The 15,269-nt window shown below is 69.9% G+C and carries 15 protein-coding genes; 11 read left to right on the top strand and 4 right to left on the bottom strand.

What is annotated here, in order from left to right; genetic code table 11:
• Nucleotides 1-13: 13 nt before the first annotated feature.
• Nucleotides 14-400: a PLDc N-terminal domain-containing protein gene (locus KZC52_RS14895; RefSeq protein ID WP_247624925.1), complete on the top strand. Its 387-nt coding sequence runs from the start codon at nucleotides 14-16 to the stop codon at nucleotides 398-400.
• Between the two features lies 1 nt (nucleotide 401).
• Nucleotides 402-1,403, top strand: a complete 1,002-nt coding sequence (locus KZC52_RS14890; RefSeq protein ID WP_247624924.1) for an epimerase — start codon at nucleotides 402-404, stop codon at nucleotides 1,401-1,403.
• Here KZC52_RS14890 and KZC52_RS14885 read toward each other — a convergent pair.
• From KZC52_RS14885 to KZC52_RS14875, 3 genes are read right to left on the bottom strand one after another with little or no spacing between them, the layout of a single operon-like run.
• Complete coding sequence (locus tag KZC52_RS14885; protein ID WP_308194265.1) at nucleotides 1,316-2,332, bottom strand: epimerase; 1,017 nt, start codon at nucleotides 2,330-2,332, stop codon at nucleotides 1,316-1,318. The genes KZC52_RS14890 and KZC52_RS14885 overlap by 88 nt on opposite strands.
• On the bottom strand, nucleotides 2,329-2,937 hold the full coding sequence (locus tag KZC52_RS14880) for a DUF4166 domain-containing protein (protein WP_247624923.1): 609 nt from the start codon (nucleotides 2,935-2,937) through the stop codon (nucleotides 2,329-2,331). The genes KZC52_RS14885 and KZC52_RS14880 overlap by 4 nt, the downstream gene beginning before the upstream one ends.
• Nucleotides 2,934-4,130 (bottom strand): ROK family transcriptional regulator, encoded by a 1,197-nt coding sequence (locus KZC52_RS14875; RefSeq protein WP_247624922.1) that lies wholly within the window; start codon nucleotides 4,128-4,130, stop codon nucleotides 2,934-2,936. The genes KZC52_RS14880 and KZC52_RS14875 overlap by 4 nt, the downstream gene beginning before the upstream one ends.
• Nucleotides 4,131-4,245: 115 nt before the next feature.
• On the opposite strand from KZC52_RS14875, the gene KZC52_RS14870 reads away from it, so the two are divergent.
• The 9 genes from KZC52_RS14870 to KZC52_RS14830 all read left to right on the top strand — a co-directional run bounded on the left by KZC52_RS14870 (nucleotide 4,246) and on the right by KZC52_RS14830 (nucleotide 14,312).
• Nucleotides 4,246-5,352, top strand: coding sequence for a Gfo/Idh/MocA family protein (locus KZC52_RS14870; RefSeq protein WP_247624921.1), 1,107 nt, complete (start codon nucleotides 4,246-4,248; stop codon nucleotides 5,350-5,352).
• A gap of 50 nt (nucleotides 5,353-5,402) precedes the next feature.
• Complete coding sequence (locus KZC52_RS14865; protein ID WP_247624920.1) at nucleotides 5,403-6,896, top strand: GMC oxidoreductase; 1,494 nt, start codon at nucleotides 5,403-5,405, stop codon at nucleotides 6,894-6,896.
• Nucleotides 6,897-6,933: 37 nt separating this feature from the next.
• On the top strand, nucleotides 6,934-8,247 hold the full coding sequence (locus KZC52_RS14860) for a sugar ABC transporter substrate-binding protein (protein WP_247624919.1): 1,314 nt from the start codon (nucleotides 6,934-6,936) through the stop codon (nucleotides 8,245-8,247).
• A gap of 95 nt (nucleotides 8,248-8,342) precedes the next feature.
• Nucleotides 8,343-9,224: a carbohydrate ABC transporter permease gene (locus KZC52_RS14855; RefSeq protein WP_247624918.1), complete on the top strand. Its 882-nt coding sequence runs from the start codon at nucleotides 8,343-8,345 to the stop codon at nucleotides 9,222-9,224.
• Nucleotides 9,221-10,048, top strand: coding sequence for a carbohydrate ABC transporter permease (locus KZC52_RS14850; RefSeq protein WP_247624917.1), 828 nt, complete (start codon nucleotides 9,221-9,223; stop codon nucleotides 10,046-10,048). The genes KZC52_RS14855 and KZC52_RS14850 overlap by 4 nt, the downstream gene beginning before the upstream one ends.
• A gap of 48 nt (nucleotides 10,049-10,096) precedes the next feature.
• Nucleotides 10,097-11,041 carry a sugar phosphate isomerase/epimerase family protein gene (locus KZC52_RS14845; RefSeq protein ID WP_247624916.1) on the top strand — a complete coding sequence of 315 codons (945 nt, stop codon included), beginning with the start codon at nucleotides 10,097-10,099 and terminating at the stop codon, nucleotides 11,039-11,041.
• A gap of 21 nt (nucleotides 11,042-11,062) precedes the next feature.
• A complete protein-coding gene (locus KZC52_RS14840) occupies nucleotides 11,063-12,037 on the top strand; it encodes a sugar phosphate isomerase/epimerase family protein (RefSeq protein WP_247624915.1) in 975 nt (324 codons plus the stop codon).
• The gene (locus KZC52_RS14835) at nucleotides 12,034-13,041 is read left to right on the top strand and encodes a sugar phosphate isomerase/epimerase family protein (RefSeq protein ID WP_247624914.1); all 1,008 of its coding nucleotides are present in this window, start codon (nucleotides 12,034-12,036) and stop codon (nucleotides 13,039-13,041) included. Before KZC52_RS14840 ends, KZC52_RS14835 begins: the two co-directional genes overlap by 4 nt.
• The gene (locus KZC52_RS14830; protein ID WP_247624913.1) at nucleotides 13,038-14,312 is read left to right on the top strand and encodes an MFS transporter; all 1,275 of its coding nucleotides are present in this window, start codon (nucleotides 13,038-13,040) and stop codon (nucleotides 14,310-14,312) included. The genes KZC52_RS14835 and KZC52_RS14830 overlap by 4 nt, the downstream gene beginning before the upstream one ends.
• On the opposite strand, the gene KZC52_RS14825 is transcribed toward KZC52_RS14830, so the two are convergent.
• A complete protein-coding gene (locus KZC52_RS14825) occupies nucleotides 14,293-15,267 on the bottom strand; it encodes an NYN domain-containing protein (protein WP_247624912.1) in 975 nt (324 codons plus the stop codon). The genes KZC52_RS14830 and KZC52_RS14825 overlap by 20 nt on opposite strands.
• Nucleotides 15,268-15,269 lie beyond the last annotated feature (2 nt).

The following is a 15,269-nucleotide window of genomic DNA, read 5'->3' as shown; positions in this document are numbered from 1 at the left end:
CTACTCTGAGTTCATGCCGTTCCTGTTCACGATCATCACTCTCGCGCTGACGATCGGCGCGGTGGTCGACATCGTGCGGCGCGAGGACTCGCAGGTGCGGTTCCTGCCCCGCCTCGTCTGGCTGATCGTGGTGATCCTGCTGCCGCTCCTCGGAGCGCTCCTCTGGTTCGGCCTCGGCCGGGATTACGGCGACGCGGGGATCGCGATCCCACGTCTGCGGAGGGCTCCTCGCACGGCCCCGTCGACGGGCACCGAGGCACCCCCGGCGCCGCCCCGCGACATCCGCACGACCGAGCAGCAGATCGCCGACCTCGACCGCGAGATCGAGGAATGGCGCCTGCGCGAGGAGATCGAGAAGCGCAAGCGAGATGCCGGCGAATCCGGCGGGGAAGGCCTCTGACATGGCGAAACGGGCCGTCATCGGCGGCGGCAGCGGGTTCGTCGGCACGGCGCTGACCCAGGCGCTCGAGGCCGACGGATACGCGGTGAGCGTGATCGGCCGCCACGGCCCGGACGCCCGCTGGGACGACCCCGCCTCGATCCGGCGCGTCGTCGACGGCGCGGACCTGGTCATCGGTCTCGCGGGCAAGAGCATCAACGCGCGGTTCACCGATCGCAATCGCGAGGAGATCCTCCAGTCGCGCATCGACACGACCCGCGCGCTCCACGACGCCATCGCGGGAGCCGAGCATCCGCCCGCCGTCTGGATGAACGCATCCAGCGCGGCGGTCTATCGCTACGCGCTCGACCGCGCTCAGACCGAGGCCGACACCGAGCGCGACACCGGCTTCCTGCCGGACGTGACCCGGGCCTGGGAAGCCGAGCTGTTCCGGGGCGATCTGCCGTCGACGAGGCGCGTGGCGCTGCGGATCACCTTCGTGGTCGGCGACGGTCCCGCGCCGGCACTGCTCTTCCGCCTCGCTCGCTTCGGCGTCGGCGGGCCGCAGTTCGACGGCTGGTGGTTCCCGCACCGGCGCTATCGCGGCATCGGCCCGCACCCGACCGAGCCGCGGAAGCCGCTGGGACGGCGGTCCCGCGGGCATCAGCGGTTCAGCTGGATCCACATCGACGACCTCGTGGGAGCCGTGCGGTTCATCCGCGACGACGCGCGCATCTCGGGTCCGGTGAACATGTCGGCGCCGGGCGTCGTGGACAACCGCGGACTGATGCGGGCGCTGCGTCGTGTCGTCGGGATGCCGATCGGGCTGCCCTCGTGGCGGTTCATGCTCGAGCCGGCGATGTGGGTGCTGCGCGCCGAGCCGGATCTGGTGCTCAACAGTCGGTGGATCGCTCCCGGTGTGCTCGAGGACGCAGGCTACGCCTTCGCCTTCCCCGAGCTGGAGCCGGCGCTGCGCGACGTGCGCGAGAAGGATTCACGGACCGCGCCCTCGAGCTCCGGATAGGCGAAGGCGAACCCGGCGGTCGTGAGCTTCTCGGGGATGACCCAGCGGCTCTTCAGGACCAGTTCGGTCTCGGTGCGGATGCCGATGGCGCCGAGTTCGAGCATCCATCGGGGGAGCGGGGGCCCGAAGCCGACGCCGAGCACTCGGCGCACGGTGGCCATGAACCCGGCGTTGTCGGAGGGGTTCGGGGAGGCCGCGTTCACCGGGCCCTCGATCGAGGGGGTGACCTCGAGGAAGTCGATGATCCGGGCCACGTCGTCGACGTGCACCCAGCTGAACCTCTGCGTGCCGTGGAGTGCTCCCGGGAAGTGCCCGGTTCCGGCGGTGCGGCGCGCCCGGCTGACGGGCCAGCGTCCGTCGTGCTGTGCGCCGCCCAGCCCGAGTCTCGCCAGGCGTTCGAGCGGACCGAGCACACCGCCGTGACCGAGCACGATGGCGCTGCGCAGTGCGACCCGTCGGGTGTGCGGCAGATCGTCGGCGAACAGAGCGCGCTCCCAGGCCTTCGCCACGTCCACGGAGAAACCGGCGCCGAGATCCCCGGACGACTCGGTCATCGGTCGATCCTCGGCATGGCGGTAGATCGTCGCCGTCGAGGAGTTGATCCACAGGGGTGGCGGGTCCGTCGCGTCGGCGATGGCCGAGCTCAGCGACGCGGTGGTGTCGAGCCGCGACCGGAAGATCTGGGCGCGGTTCTCGGGGGTGTATCGGCAGTTCACGCTCTTGCCGGCCAAACCGATCACGAGCGACGCGCCGTCGACGGCGCGATCGATCGCGCGCTGGTCGCCCCAGGAGATGTCGGCCCCGGATCGCGAGATCGTGATGACCTCGCGTCCGGCGGACCGCAGGCGCGGGACGAGGTGCCTGCCCATGAATCCCGAGGAGCCGCCGATGACGACGGGGCCCGCGGGGAGGGGCGTGGCATCGGTCACGGGGTCTCGCTCTCGATCACGTAGTCGAAGTAGCCCGTGTACTCGTAGACGCGACCGAGGAGTGGCGCGTCGATGGTCATGTTCACGTGGTGCTGCTGCCGGCCGTCGTCCCAGCGCTCGACGAGGCCGATGCGCGGGCGCAGAAAGCGCGGAGCGGCGATGCGCACCCGCCCGAACCGCATCCCGACCCGTCGGATGGTGAGCACGACCGCGCCGTCCTGCACGTCGAGGTCGAAGGTCGTCACGACGGTGCGGTGAGGGCCGATCTCGTTGCGGAGGATGCGATTCTCGCCGAGGGCGACCGTGTCGGGCATGACCCAGGTGCGGCCGGGGAGGTCGAAGTACCGCACCGCGACGGCCGTGCCGCCGACGGTGCGGTTCTCGATGCGGAAGGGCACGTCGCGCTCCCACCCGGCGAACGCGACGCCCAGGGACTCGGCGATGCGGAAGACCGGCCACAGCCAGCGATGCGGGGACCCGGCTCGGGTGAAGACCCCGGTACCGATGCCGACCTGACCATCGGGGATCGTGCGGAAGTACCAGGCGGTCTTCGGGTGGAGCTCGGAGATGCGATCTCCGAGCGCGCGCTCATAGGGCGAAATCATCGGGTTCTCACCGACACGTATCGTTCGACGTTGGCGGGGGAGAGCACCTCGCGGGCGACCATGATCGCCGCGCCCAGCACCGCGGCGCGCTCCCCGGTCGGGGACTGCACGATGGCGAGATGCTGCGTGGCGAGGGGGATCGATCGGCGGTAGACGACCTCGCGGACACCGGCCAGCAGGTGCTCGCCCGCTCGTGCGATGCTGCCGCCGAGCACGACGATCGAGGGGTTGAGCAGGTTCACGACCGTGGCGAGCACCTCGCCGACGTCGCGCCCGGCCTGGCGCAACGCTTCGATCGCCGCGGTGTTCCCCGCCCGCACCAGTTCGGTCACGTCTCGGCTGGTCTCGGCGTCGATCCCCTGCGCGCGCAGTGACGCGGCGATCGCGCTGCCGCTGGCGAGGTCCTCGAGGTCGCGCTCCTCATCGGCGGCGTGCGTGGACTCGGCGGAGTGCGGCACGCGGACGTGCCCCATGTCGCCGGCCGAGCCCTGCGCGCCGCGCTGCAGCTGGCCGCCCGCGATGATGCCGGCACCGATGCCGGTGGCGACCTTGACGAAGATGAGATCGGTGGTGTCGGGGAAGCTGGTGGTCTGCTCGCCGAGGGCGAGCACGTTCACGTCGTTGTCGACGAGCACCGGCACGTCGAACGTGCGCTGCACGTAGCCGGGGATGTCGAAGCGGTCCCATCCCGGCATGATCGGCGGGTTGTAGGGGCGGCCGGTCGAGTGCTCGACCGGGCCGGGCACGCCGATCCCGACGCCGACGAGCGCGCTCGTGGGCGTCTCGAGGTCGGAGAGAAGGGCCTCGGCCTCGACGAGCATCCGATCCAGCACCGGCTCGGGCCCGCCGGCGATGTCGAGCGGATGCGTGGTGGAGCCGAGGATCCTGCCGCCGAGATCGGCGATGGCGATCGTGGCGTGTGAGGCGCCGAGGTCGACGGCCAGCACGAGGCCCGCGCGCGGGTTGAAGGCGACGCGCGACGGGGGTCGCCCGCCGGTGGACGCGGCCTCGCCCGCGGCGACGAGCAGTCCGGCGGAGAGGAGGGCATCGACGCGCGCCGACACGGTGGAACGGGCGAGGCCGGTGAGGTGCACGAGGTCGGCCTTGGTGCGCGCCTGACCGTCCAGCAGGAGCTGGAAGATGTCGCCCGCGCCCGTGGAGGCGCTCGAGAGGTGGCGTTCCGCATCACTCATAGGGGTCAGTAAATCACAGGACTTCCACTGCTCAGCGGAGGAGATCTGACGATTGAGAAAAATCTTTTGACGAAGATCTAGCAAAAGTAGGAGGACTCGTGTCAGAATCATCGGCATGACAACGGACGTCACAGCTACCGGCGTCGGGACGATCCGATCCGGATTCCTCGGCGGAGGATTCATGGCCCAGGTGCACAGCCGCGCAGCACGCGCCGCCGGTGCCACCACCGCAGTGCTCGCGAGCTCCTCGCGGGAGCGGGCCCTCACCGCCGCTCAGGACCTCGGGATCGAACGCGCCGCCGAGGATCTCGCCGAACTGCTCACCCAGGACGTGGACGTGGTGCACGTGTGCACCCCCAACGCCACCCACGCCGCCTTCGCCCTCGCGGTGATCGAGGCCGGCGTGCACGTGATCTGCGAGAAGCCGCTCGCCACGCACGTCGACGACGCCCGCGCGCTCGCCGCCGCAGCCGCCGAGCGCGGTGTGGTCGCCGCGGTGCCCTTCGTCTACCGGTACCACCCGATGGTGCGCGAGGCCCGCGCCCGCGTCGCCGCCGGTGAGATCGGAGATCTCCTCACGGTGGACTGCGGATACCTGCAGGACTGGATGCTCCTGCCCGGCGACGACGACTGGCGCGTCACCTCCGCCGACGGCGGACCCTCCCGCGCCTTCGCCGACATCGGCTCGCACCTGTGCGACCTGCTCGAGTTCGTCGCGGGGGAGCGGATCGTGCGCCTCACCGCCCGCACGCGCCGCGTCTACGCCGAGCGCGCCGGGCGCGCCGTCACCAACGAGGACGCCGTGTCGATCCTCGTCGAGATGGAGTCGGGCGCGATCGGCACGCTGCTGATCTCGCAGATGGCCGCCGGCCGCAAGAACTCCCTCACCCTCGAACTCCACGGTACGCAGGCGAGCATCCGCTTCGACCAGGAGCGCCCGGAGGAGCTGTGGATCGGCGAGCGCGAGGGCAGCAGGCACCTCTTCCGCGACCCGCAGACCGCTCACCCCGGAGTCGCCCGGTTCTCGACCGTTCCCGCCGGTCACGCGCAGGGCTATCAGGACGCCTTCAACGGCTTCGTCGCCGACGCCTACGCGGCGATCCGCGGTGAGTCACCCGACGGCCTGCCCACCTTCGACGACGGGGTGCGCGCCGCTCGACTCACCGAGGCCGTGCTGATCGCCGCCGACGAGCAGCGCTGGGTCGACACCCCCGCACTCTGACCCCGGTGCACGCACCTCTCCTGATTCAACGCAGAACAGAAGGAACACAGATGACTGACAACTTCGACCTCGTGATCGTCGGCACCGGTCCGAACGGCGCGATCATCGCGCAGCAGGTGCACCAGCGGGTGCCCGAGGCGACGATCCTGGTGCTCGAGGCCGGTCGCGAGATCACCTCGGTGCCGGGCGAGCACCTCGTCGAGGCCGATGAGAGCGCGATGAACGCCTCGTACGACGACCTCATGCGCCGCGCGCGCCAGATCGAGTACGTCAAGGATGCGGTCTCGATGAGCGCGATCGAGGGCGACGGGTGGGATCCCGAGTCGTCCGGCGTGTTCCCGGCGGCGTTCTTCGGGCACAACTTCGCCGCCTTCCCGGGGGCGTCCGTCGCCTGGAACATCGGCGGGATGGGCGTGCACTGGACCGCCGCGACCCCCTGGCCCTATGCCGAGGAGATCCCCGCCTTCCTGCCGCGCGCCGAATGGGACGCCGACCTCGAGACGGCGCGCGGTCTGCTGCGCACCTACGTCGGGCCCCTCGTCGCGGGCGTGCCGAACCCGTTCGAGCAGCCGCTGTTCGCCGCTCTCCGCGAGGCCGTGCCGAGCCCCGATCCCGCCCGCGAGTTCGGGTACATGCCGATGGGCGGCGTGCCGCGCGTCGGCGAGCCCTTCGCCCGCACCGGCCCGCGGGACATCGCGCCGTTCGTCTTCGACGGAAGCGAGGCGAACGTCACGCTCCGCAGCGGCGTGCTGGTGCACCGCATCGAGCACGACGGAACGCGCGTCACCGGACTCTCCTACCGCGACCTCGTCACCGGCGAGGAAGCGACCGCCCACGGCGCGCAGGTGCTGATCGCGGGCGACGCGTTGCGCACCCCGCAGCTGCTCTGGGCCTCCGGCATCCGCCCCACCGCCCTCGGCGCCTACCTCAACGAGCACGCGACGATCGACGGCGAGGTCGACATCGACGCCTCCCGCTTCGGCCTGACGGATGCCGACATCATCCAGCCGCCCGCGGGGGAGCCGTTCATCGGCTCGTTCTGGAGCCCGTCGATCGGCGCCGCCCGCCCCGCGCACGGCCAGCTCATGGAGCGCGAGTTCGAGGGACGCCACAAGCTCAGCGTCGGATGGTACTGCGCCACCGAGATCCGCGCCGAGAACCGCATCGAGTTCTCCGACGAGCTGACGGATGCCCTCGGCATGCCGCACATGACCGTGCACTTCTCGTACTCCGACGCCGACCTCGAGGAGATCCGCCGCACCCAGGAGGTGCAGCGGACGGCAGCGGCCGTGATCGGGGACTTCCCGACCGAGGACCGCGAGGTGCAGCCCCCCGGGGCATCCCTGCACTACACCGGCACCGTCCGGATGGGCCCCGATGACGACGGCACGAGCGTCGTGGACACGGATGGTCGTGTCTGGGGCTTCGACAACCTGTATCTCGCCGGCAACGGCGTGATCCCGACCGCGCTGACGTGCAACTCGACGCTCACCGGAGCCACGCTCTCGGTGCGCATCGCCCGCGCGGTCGCCGCTTCCCTCTGACCCTGCAGTACCCCTACCCACCAAGGAGATGATCGCGATGCACTTCCACACCACTTCGCGACGCCGGGCGACGATGCTCGGAATCGCGCTGGTCACGTCCGGCGCCCTGCTGCTCACCGGCTGCGGCCGCAGCGGCGACAGCGGCGGCGGCGACGCCGGCGCTTCCACGAAGGTCGACGACGAGCCGGCCACCGGCACCCTCGAGATCTGGACGCAGGGCGCCGACGGCGCCGAACTGCCCCAGATGTTCGAGGAGTTCACGAAGGACAACCCCGACGTCGAGATCAACATGACGCAGATCCCGGAAGCGGAGTTCGCGTCGAAGATGACCGCGGCGATCACCGCGGGCACCGTGCCCGACCTGATCTACGCGTTCACCGAGACGCAGTCGTCGCTGATCTCGACCGGAGGATTCGACGCCGTGCCCGACGGCCTCGTCGACCCGGACGACTTCTTCGAGGTCATCTGGGACAACTCGGTCTACGACGACGTGGCCTACGGCGTGCCGTGGTACGCCTACGCCGACATGGTCATCTACCGCACCGACCTGGCCGAGGCCGCGGGTGCCGAGGCCCCCACCGACTGGGACAGTCTGCGCACCTTCGGTGAGGACCTCAAGGCCTCCGGTGTCGAGTGGCCGCTCGCGCTCTACGCGGCCTACGACTCGTACACCGCCCGTCAGCTGCTGACCTTCGCGAAGCAGAACGGCGGCGGGTTCATCTCCGACGACCTCTCGACGTGGACGATCAACTCGCCCGAGAACGTCGAGGCGCTCGAGTACTGGGCGGGCCTGATGGCCGACGGCCTGGCCTCGCCCGACGGCCCCGCCTTCCTCGACACGGTCTCGTGGTCGACCACCGGTAAGAACGCCGCGATCATCGACGGCGGCCCCTGGTTCGTCGGCTGGTTCGACGATGCCAACGGCGAGGGCTGGGCGGACGAGCACCTCTCGCTCGCCACGATGCCCGTCGGCCCCGACGGCGACGCCGCGACCACGGTCGGCGGCGGCAGCTGGTTCGTGCCCTCCGACTCCGAGAACAAGGACGCGGCGTGGAAGTTCGCCCGCTTCATGTCGGAGCCCGAGAGCCAGGTCAAGTGGTTCGAGATCTTCAAGAACATGCCGGCCGTGAAGTCGGCGTGGGAGGACCCGGCGCTCGCCGGGGACCGTCTGCTGCAGACGGTCGAGGCCGGTCTCGAGACCGGCGTCACCCTGCCGAAGGTCTCGACCTGGAGCCAGGTCGGCACCGTGATCGGTGAGCAGATGGAGAAGGTCGTCCGCGGCGGAGTGTCGGCGCAGGACGCTCTCGACGAGGCTCAGGCGCAGGCCGAGTCCATCGGGACGGGTAACTGACCCCGATCATGTCCACCACTGCGACCCGCACCATGGTCACCTCGGGGGCGTCCTCGCGACGCCCCCGGGGCACCGGTCCTCGACGGATCAGGAAGGTGCACGAGGGATCGCGGGCCGAAGCCACCACCGCGTGGCTGTTCCTCGCCCCGTTCCTCGCGATCTTCCTGCTCTTCACCGGCATCCCCGCCGTGCTCGCGATCGGGGCGAGCCTGACCGACATCAGCGCCCGCGACATCCGCGATCCGTTCAACGTGAACTTCACGGGCTTCCAGGGCTTCATCGACATCATCAACAACCCCGGATTCCAGAGCGCGTTCCTGAACACCGTGATGTTCGTGGTGATCTGCGTGCCGATCAGCATGGCCCTGGGCCTCGCCCTGGCGCTCATGCTCAACAACGGCATCCGTCGCCTGCGCAACTTCTTCCGGGCCGCGGCCTACGTGCCGGTGATCACCAACATCGTCGCCGCCGCCGTGATCTGGCAGTACGCGTTCTCGATCACCGGGCCGGTGAACACGACCCTCGCGGATCTGGGACTCGGAGCGCCGAACTGGCTCGGCGAGCCGGGCTGGGCCATCACCACCGTCGTGATGATGGGCGTGTGGCGCACGACCGGAACCTGCATGATCCTCTTCCTCGCCGGCCTCCAGGCCGTGCCGGAGGAGATCTACGAGGCCGCGGCCACCGACGGGGCGGGTGCCTGGCGCCGGCTCTGGTCGATCACGCTGCCGCTGCTGCGCCCGACGACCCTGCTCGTCACGGTGCTGCAGACGGTCTCGTTCCTCAACATCTTCGAAGAGCCGTACCTGCTCACCAAGGGCGGCCCGCTCGGATCCACCAAGTCGATCGCCGTCTGGGTGTACGAGCAGTTCGGGTTCGGCAACGTCTCCGCCTCGATGGCGGGATCGGTGCTGCTGCTCGTGCTCGTCGGAATCGTCGCGATCGTCCAGTTCAGAATCCTGAGGCCGAAACATTGAAAACTCTGTCTCCGACGCGTCAAGCGCTGAACTACACGGCGCTCACCGTCATCACCGTCTTCATGCTCCTGCCCTTCGTCTGGGTGTTCTTCGGATCGTTCAAGACGCAGGCCGAGTTCCTCGGCAACCCGGGGGCGTGGTTCCCGGAGTCGTTCCAGATCCAGAACTACATCCAGCTGTTCGCCGACCGCGGCTTCGGCACCTACATGCTCAACAGCATCGTGGTCTCGAGCGTCGCGATCGTGGGCAACGTGCTCTTCAGCGCGATGGCCGGGTATGCGCTCGCGAAGCTGCGCTTCCGCGGACGCGGCCTCGTGTTCCCGCTCGTGATCGCATCGATGATCGTGCCGTACGTGGCGCTCTTCGTGCCGCAGTTCGTGATCGTCGTGCAGATGGGCCTGGTGAACTCGCTCATCGCGATCATCCTGCCCGTGCTCGTGCTGCCGCTGTGCGTGTTCATCATGCGCCAGTTCGCGCACGGCGTGCCGTTCGAGCTCATGGAGGCCGCGCGTCTGGACGGCGCGGGGGAGGGCCGGATCTTCTTCCGGGTCTTCCTGCCGCTCACCGGTCCCGGCCTCGCGACCGTCGCGATCCTGTCGTTCCTCACCTCGTGGAACAACTTCCTCTGGCCGCTCGTCGTCGCCCAGTCGCAGGACACCTACACCGCGCCGGTCGGACTCTCGGTCGCGTCGCAGGCATCCAACACCATCTCCTTCGGTCTGCTGCTGGCCGGTGCGATGGTCGTGCTGCTGCCGATCCTCATCCTGTTCCTCTTCCTGCAGAAGTACTTCATCCAGGGCGTCGCCGCCACCGGTCTGAAGTGACCGCCGCGTCGTGACCCCTGCAGCGACCCCCTCGAAAGGACCCCTCCCATGGCCGTGAAGGACCTGAAGTTCGCCCTCAACGCGATCCAGTGGATCAACGTGAAGGAGGACCCGGAAGACCTCGAGAGCGCGAGTCTGTGGCGCTTCGCCGACCCCGCGTTCGTCGCCGAGTACCCCGATGTGCTCCGCGAGATCCGACAGGCCGGGTTCGGGGCCACGATGATGGAGGTGCTCGACACGCAGACCCTGAAGAACTACGCGGCGATGGTGCGGGAGTCGGGTCTGGCCCTCGCCCCGGGGTACGTGCAGGTTCCGCTGGCGAGCGATCACGGCGGACGGCTCGAGCGCGGCACCTTCGAGCGCATCCACTGGTTCGATGCGGTGCGTCGCAAGGCCGAGGAATCGAACTACTTCGGGATCGGCACGATCTTCCTCGCCGCCGAGGTCGACCAGACGGCGATCCGCTGGCAGAAGCCGGCCATCGGCGCGGACTTCTCGCAGGATCGCCTCGACGAGCTCACCGACCTGATCGACGAGGCCGTCGACGTGCTGAACGCCGAGGGCGTGAAGCCCGGGCTGCACAACCACGTCGGCACCTGGATCGAGACGCAGCACGAGTACGAGCACGTGCTGAACGCGATCGACGCGCAGCGCCTCGGCGCGGCCTTCGACATCGGTCACCTGGAGTGGGCGGGCATCAGCGCCAAGGACACCATCGCGCGCTGGGCGGACCGCGTGCAGGATCTGCACCTGAAGGACCTCGATCTCGAGCTCGCGCGGCGCAGCCGCGAAGAGGGACTGAGCTACGAGCGGGCGACCGACCTCGGACTCTACCTCGAGCCCGGGCTCGGTCAGGTCGACCTGCGGGGCACGCTCGAGCAGCTGCCCGAGGGCTGGGACGGCTGGGTGATCATCGAGGTCGATCGCGCCAGCATGGACCCGGTCGCCAGTGCCCACCACACGGCCCGCTGGGTCGCAGAGATCACGGCCTGACGGTCGAGGAAGGGAACGACGATGACACTCACCAGGGACCACTTCTCGCTCAACACGCTCCAGTGGATCACCGTCTCGCTCGGCGACTCGACGGGCGACCCGGGCAGCGTCGGATGGGAGTTCGACCGCCCGAGCTTCCTCGCCCGCCAGCCGATCGTGCTCGGTCAGGTGCGCGACGCCGGGTTCTCGTCGGTCATGCTCGAGGTGCTCCCGACCCAGACCCTGCAGGCGTACGCCCGCGTCGTCGCGGATTCGGGGCTGACGGTCACACCGGGCTACGTGCACATCGGCCTCCCCGAGGAGTTCGGTCGCGATCACACGGGTGACGACGAGGCGCACTTCCGCTGGTTCGACGGCATCCGTCGGCGTGCCGAGGAGTCGCTGTACCTCGGTCTCGACCGCGTGTTCCTCGCGGCCGACATGGCCCCCGGGCGGCCGCGCATCGACGAGGCGGCGGCCTCCGGCCACGCCTTCGACGCCGCGCGGCTCGATCGGGTCGTGAACGTCATCGGCGAGGCGGCAGAGGTGCTGACGGCCGAGGGCGTGACGCCCGCGCTGCACAACCACGTCGGCACGTGGATCGAGACCGAGGCCGAGTACGACCACGTGCTCGACGCGATCTCGCCGTCGCTGCTCGCCGCCGGGCCCGACATCGGTCACCTGGCGTGGACGGGCACGGATGTCGTGGCCTGGGTCGCCGCGCACGCCGACCGCATCTCGGACCTGCACGTGAAGGACATGGACCTCGCGCTCGCGAAGACCGCGCGCGAGAAGAAGACGCCCTACTTCGACGTCATGGCCGAGCGCTTCTTCCTCGAGCCCGGGCTCGGCGACGTGCCGATCCGCGAGGCGCTCGCCGAGCTGCCGGACGATTTCGGCGGTACGGTTCTGATCGAGGTCGACAAGCCCAGCATGGAGCCGTTCGAGAGCGCGAAGACGAGCTGGGCGTGGATCGCCGAGAACTACCCCGCAGCGCCAACGGAGGCACATCGATGAGCACGCATCCCGTCACCCTGTTCACCGGCCAGTGGGCCGATCTGCCGTTCGAGGAGGTGGCCCGGCTCGCCGCCTCGTGGGGCTACGACGGGTTGGAGATCGCGGCATCCGGAGACCACCTCGACCTGCAGCGCGCGGACGAGGACGACGCCTACGCGGCCTCCCGCCTCGAGATCCTCGACCGCCACGGCCTGCAGGTCTTCGCGATCTCGAACCACCTCGCCGGTCAAGCGGTGTGCGATGCGCCGATCGACTTCCGCCACCAGGCGATCCTCCGCGACTACGTGTGGGGCGACGGCGAGGCCGAAGGCGTGCGTCAGCGTGCCGCCGACGACATGAAGCGCGCCGCGCGCGTGGCCCGCAAGCTCGGCGTCGACACCGTGGTCGGGTTCACCGGGTCGTCGATCTGGCCCTACGTGGCGATGTTCCCGCCGGTGCCCGAGTCGGTGATCGACGGAGGATTCGACGACTTCGCGGCACGCTGGAACCCGATCCTCGATGTCTTCGACGCCGAGGGGGTACGGTTCGCGCACGAGGTGCACCCGAGCGAGATCGCCTACGACTACTGGTCGTCGGTGCGGGCCCTCGAAGCGATCGACCACCGGGAGGCCTTCGGCTTCAACTGGGACCCCTCGCACATGATGTGGCAGAACATCGATCCGGTGGGTTTCATCGTCGACTTCGCCGACCGCATCTACCACGTCGACTGCAAGGACACCCGGCTGCGCCCGCACAACGGACGCGCGGGCGTGCTCGGTTCGCACCTGCCCTGGGGCGACCCGCGCCGTGGCTGGGACTTCGTCTCGACCGGGCACGGTGACGTGCCCTGGGAGGATTCGTTCCGCGCGCTCGACGCCATCGGATACGCGGGCCCCATCTCGATCGAGTGGGAGGACGCCGGCATGGATCGCCTGCACGGCGCAGCACAGGCCGTCGAGTACGTGCGGTCGCTGCTGTGGCCGAAGCCGACGGCCCCGTTCGACGCCGCATTCAGCAACCAGTGAGCTTCTGGCGCGATCGCTTCACGCGCGAATCCCTGACCCGCTCGTTCGCCGCGCTCCGCATCCGCGACTACCGCCGGTGGAGCATCACGCAGCTGCTGTCGGCGGCGGGCGGGGCCGCCTCGCAGATCGCGATCGCGTGGCTCGTGGTCGAACTCGGGGGCGATGGGCTCGCGCTCGGTGCCGTGACGGCCTGCATGATGGTGCCGACGCTCGCCCTCGGCCCGTTCATCGGCGTGCTCGTGGATCGCTACTCGCGGCTCTCGGTGCTGCTGGTGACGGCCGTCGCACAGATGGCGGTGGCCGCCGTGCTGGCCGCGCTCGCCTTCGGCGGTGCGCTCGAGATCTGGATGCTGATGGCGCTCTCGCTCGCGCACGGCCTCGCGTTCGCCGCCGACAACCCGGCGCGGCAGCTGCTGGTGCTCGACCTCGTCGGGCGCGAGCGCGTGACGAGCGCGGTGAGCATGAACGAGGTCATCATCAACGGCGCGCGGGTGCTGGGCCCCGCGGTGGCGGGAGTGCTGCTCGTCTTCGCGGATGCCGCGTGGTGCTTCGTCGTGAACGCCCTGGTGTTCGTGCCGTCGATCATCGTGCTGCTGACGCTGCGGCCGCGGTCGCGGCCGACGTCGGATCCGGTGGTCGAGGAATCGGCCGCGCCCGACCCGCCGACGACGGGCGCCTGGCGGTTCGTGGCCCGCACGCCTGCGGTGCGGCAGACGCTCCTGCTCGCCGTGTGCGCGGCGGCCGGGTACAACATCGCGGTCGTGATCCCCTTGATCGTCGCGAACGTCTTCCGCGCCGACGGCGGAACCTACGGGCTGCTGGCCGTCGCCTTCGGTCTGGGCGCGCTGCCCGGCGCATTCTTCTCGGCCACCGGGCCGACGACGCCGCGCGGCGGCGAGGTGCGGATGCTGGCGGCGCTGATGGGCCTGGCGGTGCTGCTCTCGGCGGCGGCACCCACGCTGCCGCTGCTGTTCCTCGGCCTCGCGGTGGTCGGGGCGATCGTGATGTGGTTCATCGCGCGCGCCAACGCGCTCGTCATGCTCTCGACCCCGACGCCGATCCGCGGCCGCGTCATGGGCATCTGGGCCATGGCACTGCCGGGATCGACCGTCGTGACCGGCGTGCTCGTGGGGGCGCTCGCGCAGCTCACCGACCCGCGCCTCGCCTACGCCGTCGTCGGGGCGGTCACGGTCGTCGTGGCCGCCCTCTCGTGGCGTGCCCTCGGGCGTCACGACACGGGCGGCGACGAGGTCAGCGGTCGCGCAGCCTGACCAAGCGCTCGTGCCCGGTCTCTTCGAGCTCGGCGATGTCGTCGCGGGACTTCAGGAAGTCCGAGAACGACCGGTAGCCGAGTCCCTTCTCGCTGAACGACGGATCCATGCGGCGCATGTGCGTCTTGACCGCCGAGCTGTGCAGCCACTCGTCGGCATCCGCCTTGTCGTGCCCCAAGCGCAGCGCGCGCTCGAGCAACTGCGTCGCCTCGTTCTGCGGGTCGATCACGGGCTCGGGCGGCGGCGCGGCCGGTGCCGACTTGGCGCGACGCGAGCGGGTGCTCTTCTTGACCGTGTCGGTCGGAGCCTCAGCCGCCGGCTCGGCCTCCGCTTCGGCCGCCTCGGCGGGCGCGGCGGCGACCTCGGCCACCGGGGCGGCCTTGACGGGACGGTGCACGCCGGGGAGCGAGTCGTAGGCCTCGAACTCGTCGCAGGCCGCGGCCAGCGACTTCGCCGTGGACCCGGCGACGCCGACGCCGATCACGTACCGGCCGAGACGCTTGCAGCGCTGGGCGAGCGGCACGTAGTCGCTGTCGCCAGCGACGATCACCACGTGAGTGAGGTCGGGCAGGCGGAACATGTCTTCGACCGCATCCACCGCGAGACGGATGTCTGCCCCGTTCTTCGCGTATGCGGCGGCCGGGAACAGCTGCACCAGGTCGACCGCGCGGGCGACGAGCTGCGAGCGGTAGACCGCGTTCACGGGCGAGGACCAGTCCGCGTAGGCGCGGGTGAGCACGAGCGTGCCGAAGGAGGCGGCGTAGTCGATGATCGCGCCGACCTCGATCATCGCGAGGCTCAGGCGCTCGGCGACCTCGGGATCGTTCGGGTTCTCGCTGATGCGCTGACGGTCCTTGCCGTAGGCGTTGCGACCGTGCACCCGGTCGTACCAGGAGATGACGATGTTGTCGAAGTCGAGGTAGACCGCGACGCGGACGTCGGTGGGCTCGGCCATGC

The sequence above is a fragment of the Microbacterium galbinum genome, from assembly GCF_023091225.1.
Taxonomy (GTDB): domain Bacteria; phylum Actinomycetota; class Actinomycetes; order Actinomycetales; family Microbacteriaceae; genus Microbacterium; species Microbacterium galbinum.
Note: the sequence above shows the minus strand (reverse complement) of the source record. Positions and strands in the feature narration are given on the sequence as shown.

What these genes read in the sequence shown, in the direction of transcription:
- KZC52_RS14895 (WP_247624925.1), top strand. Translation starts at nt 14, where the DNA reads ATGCCGTTCCTGTTCACGATCATCACTCTCGCGCTGACGATCGGCGCG.
- KZC52_RS14890 (WP_247624924.1), top strand. Translation starts at nt 402, where the DNA reads ATGGCGAAACGGGCCGTCATCGGCGGCGGCAGCGGGTTCGTCGGCACG.
- KZC52_RS14880 (WP_247624923.1), bottom strand. Translation starts at nt 2,937, where the DNA reads ATGATTTCGCCCTATGAGCGCGCGCTCGGAGATCGCATCTCCGAGCTC.
- KZC52_RS14875 (WP_247624922.1), bottom strand. Translation starts at nt 4,130, where the DNA reads ATGAGTGATGCGGAACGCCACCTCTCGAGCGCCTCCACGGGCGCGGGC.
- KZC52_RS14870 (WP_247624921.1), top strand. Translation starts at nt 4,246, where the DNA reads ATGACAACGGACGTCACAGCTACCGGCGTCGGGACGATCCGATCCGGA.
- KZC52_RS14865 (WP_247624920.1), top strand. Translation starts at nt 5,403, where the DNA reads ATGACTGACAACTTCGACCTCGTGATCGTCGGCACCGGTCCGAACGGC.
- KZC52_RS14860 (WP_247624919.1), top strand. Translation starts at nt 6,934, where the DNA reads ATGCACTTCCACACCACTTCGCGACGCCGGGCGACGATGCTCGGAATC.
- KZC52_RS14845 (WP_247624916.1), top strand. Translation starts at nt 10,097, where the DNA reads ATGGCCGTGAAGGACCTGAAGTTCGCCCTCAACGCGATCCAGTGGATC.
- KZC52_RS14840 (WP_247624915.1), top strand. Translation starts at nt 11,063, where the DNA reads ATGACACTCACCAGGGACCACTTCTCGCTCAACACGCTCCAGTGGATC.
- KZC52_RS14835 (WP_247624914.1), top strand. Translation starts at nt 12,034, where the DNA reads ATGAGCACGCATCCCGTCACCCTGTTCACCGGCCAGTGGGCCGATCTG.
- KZC52_RS14825 (WP_247624912.1), bottom strand. Translation starts at nt 15,267, where the DNA reads ATGGCCGAGCCCACCGACGTCCGCGTCGCGGTCTACCTCGACTTCGAC.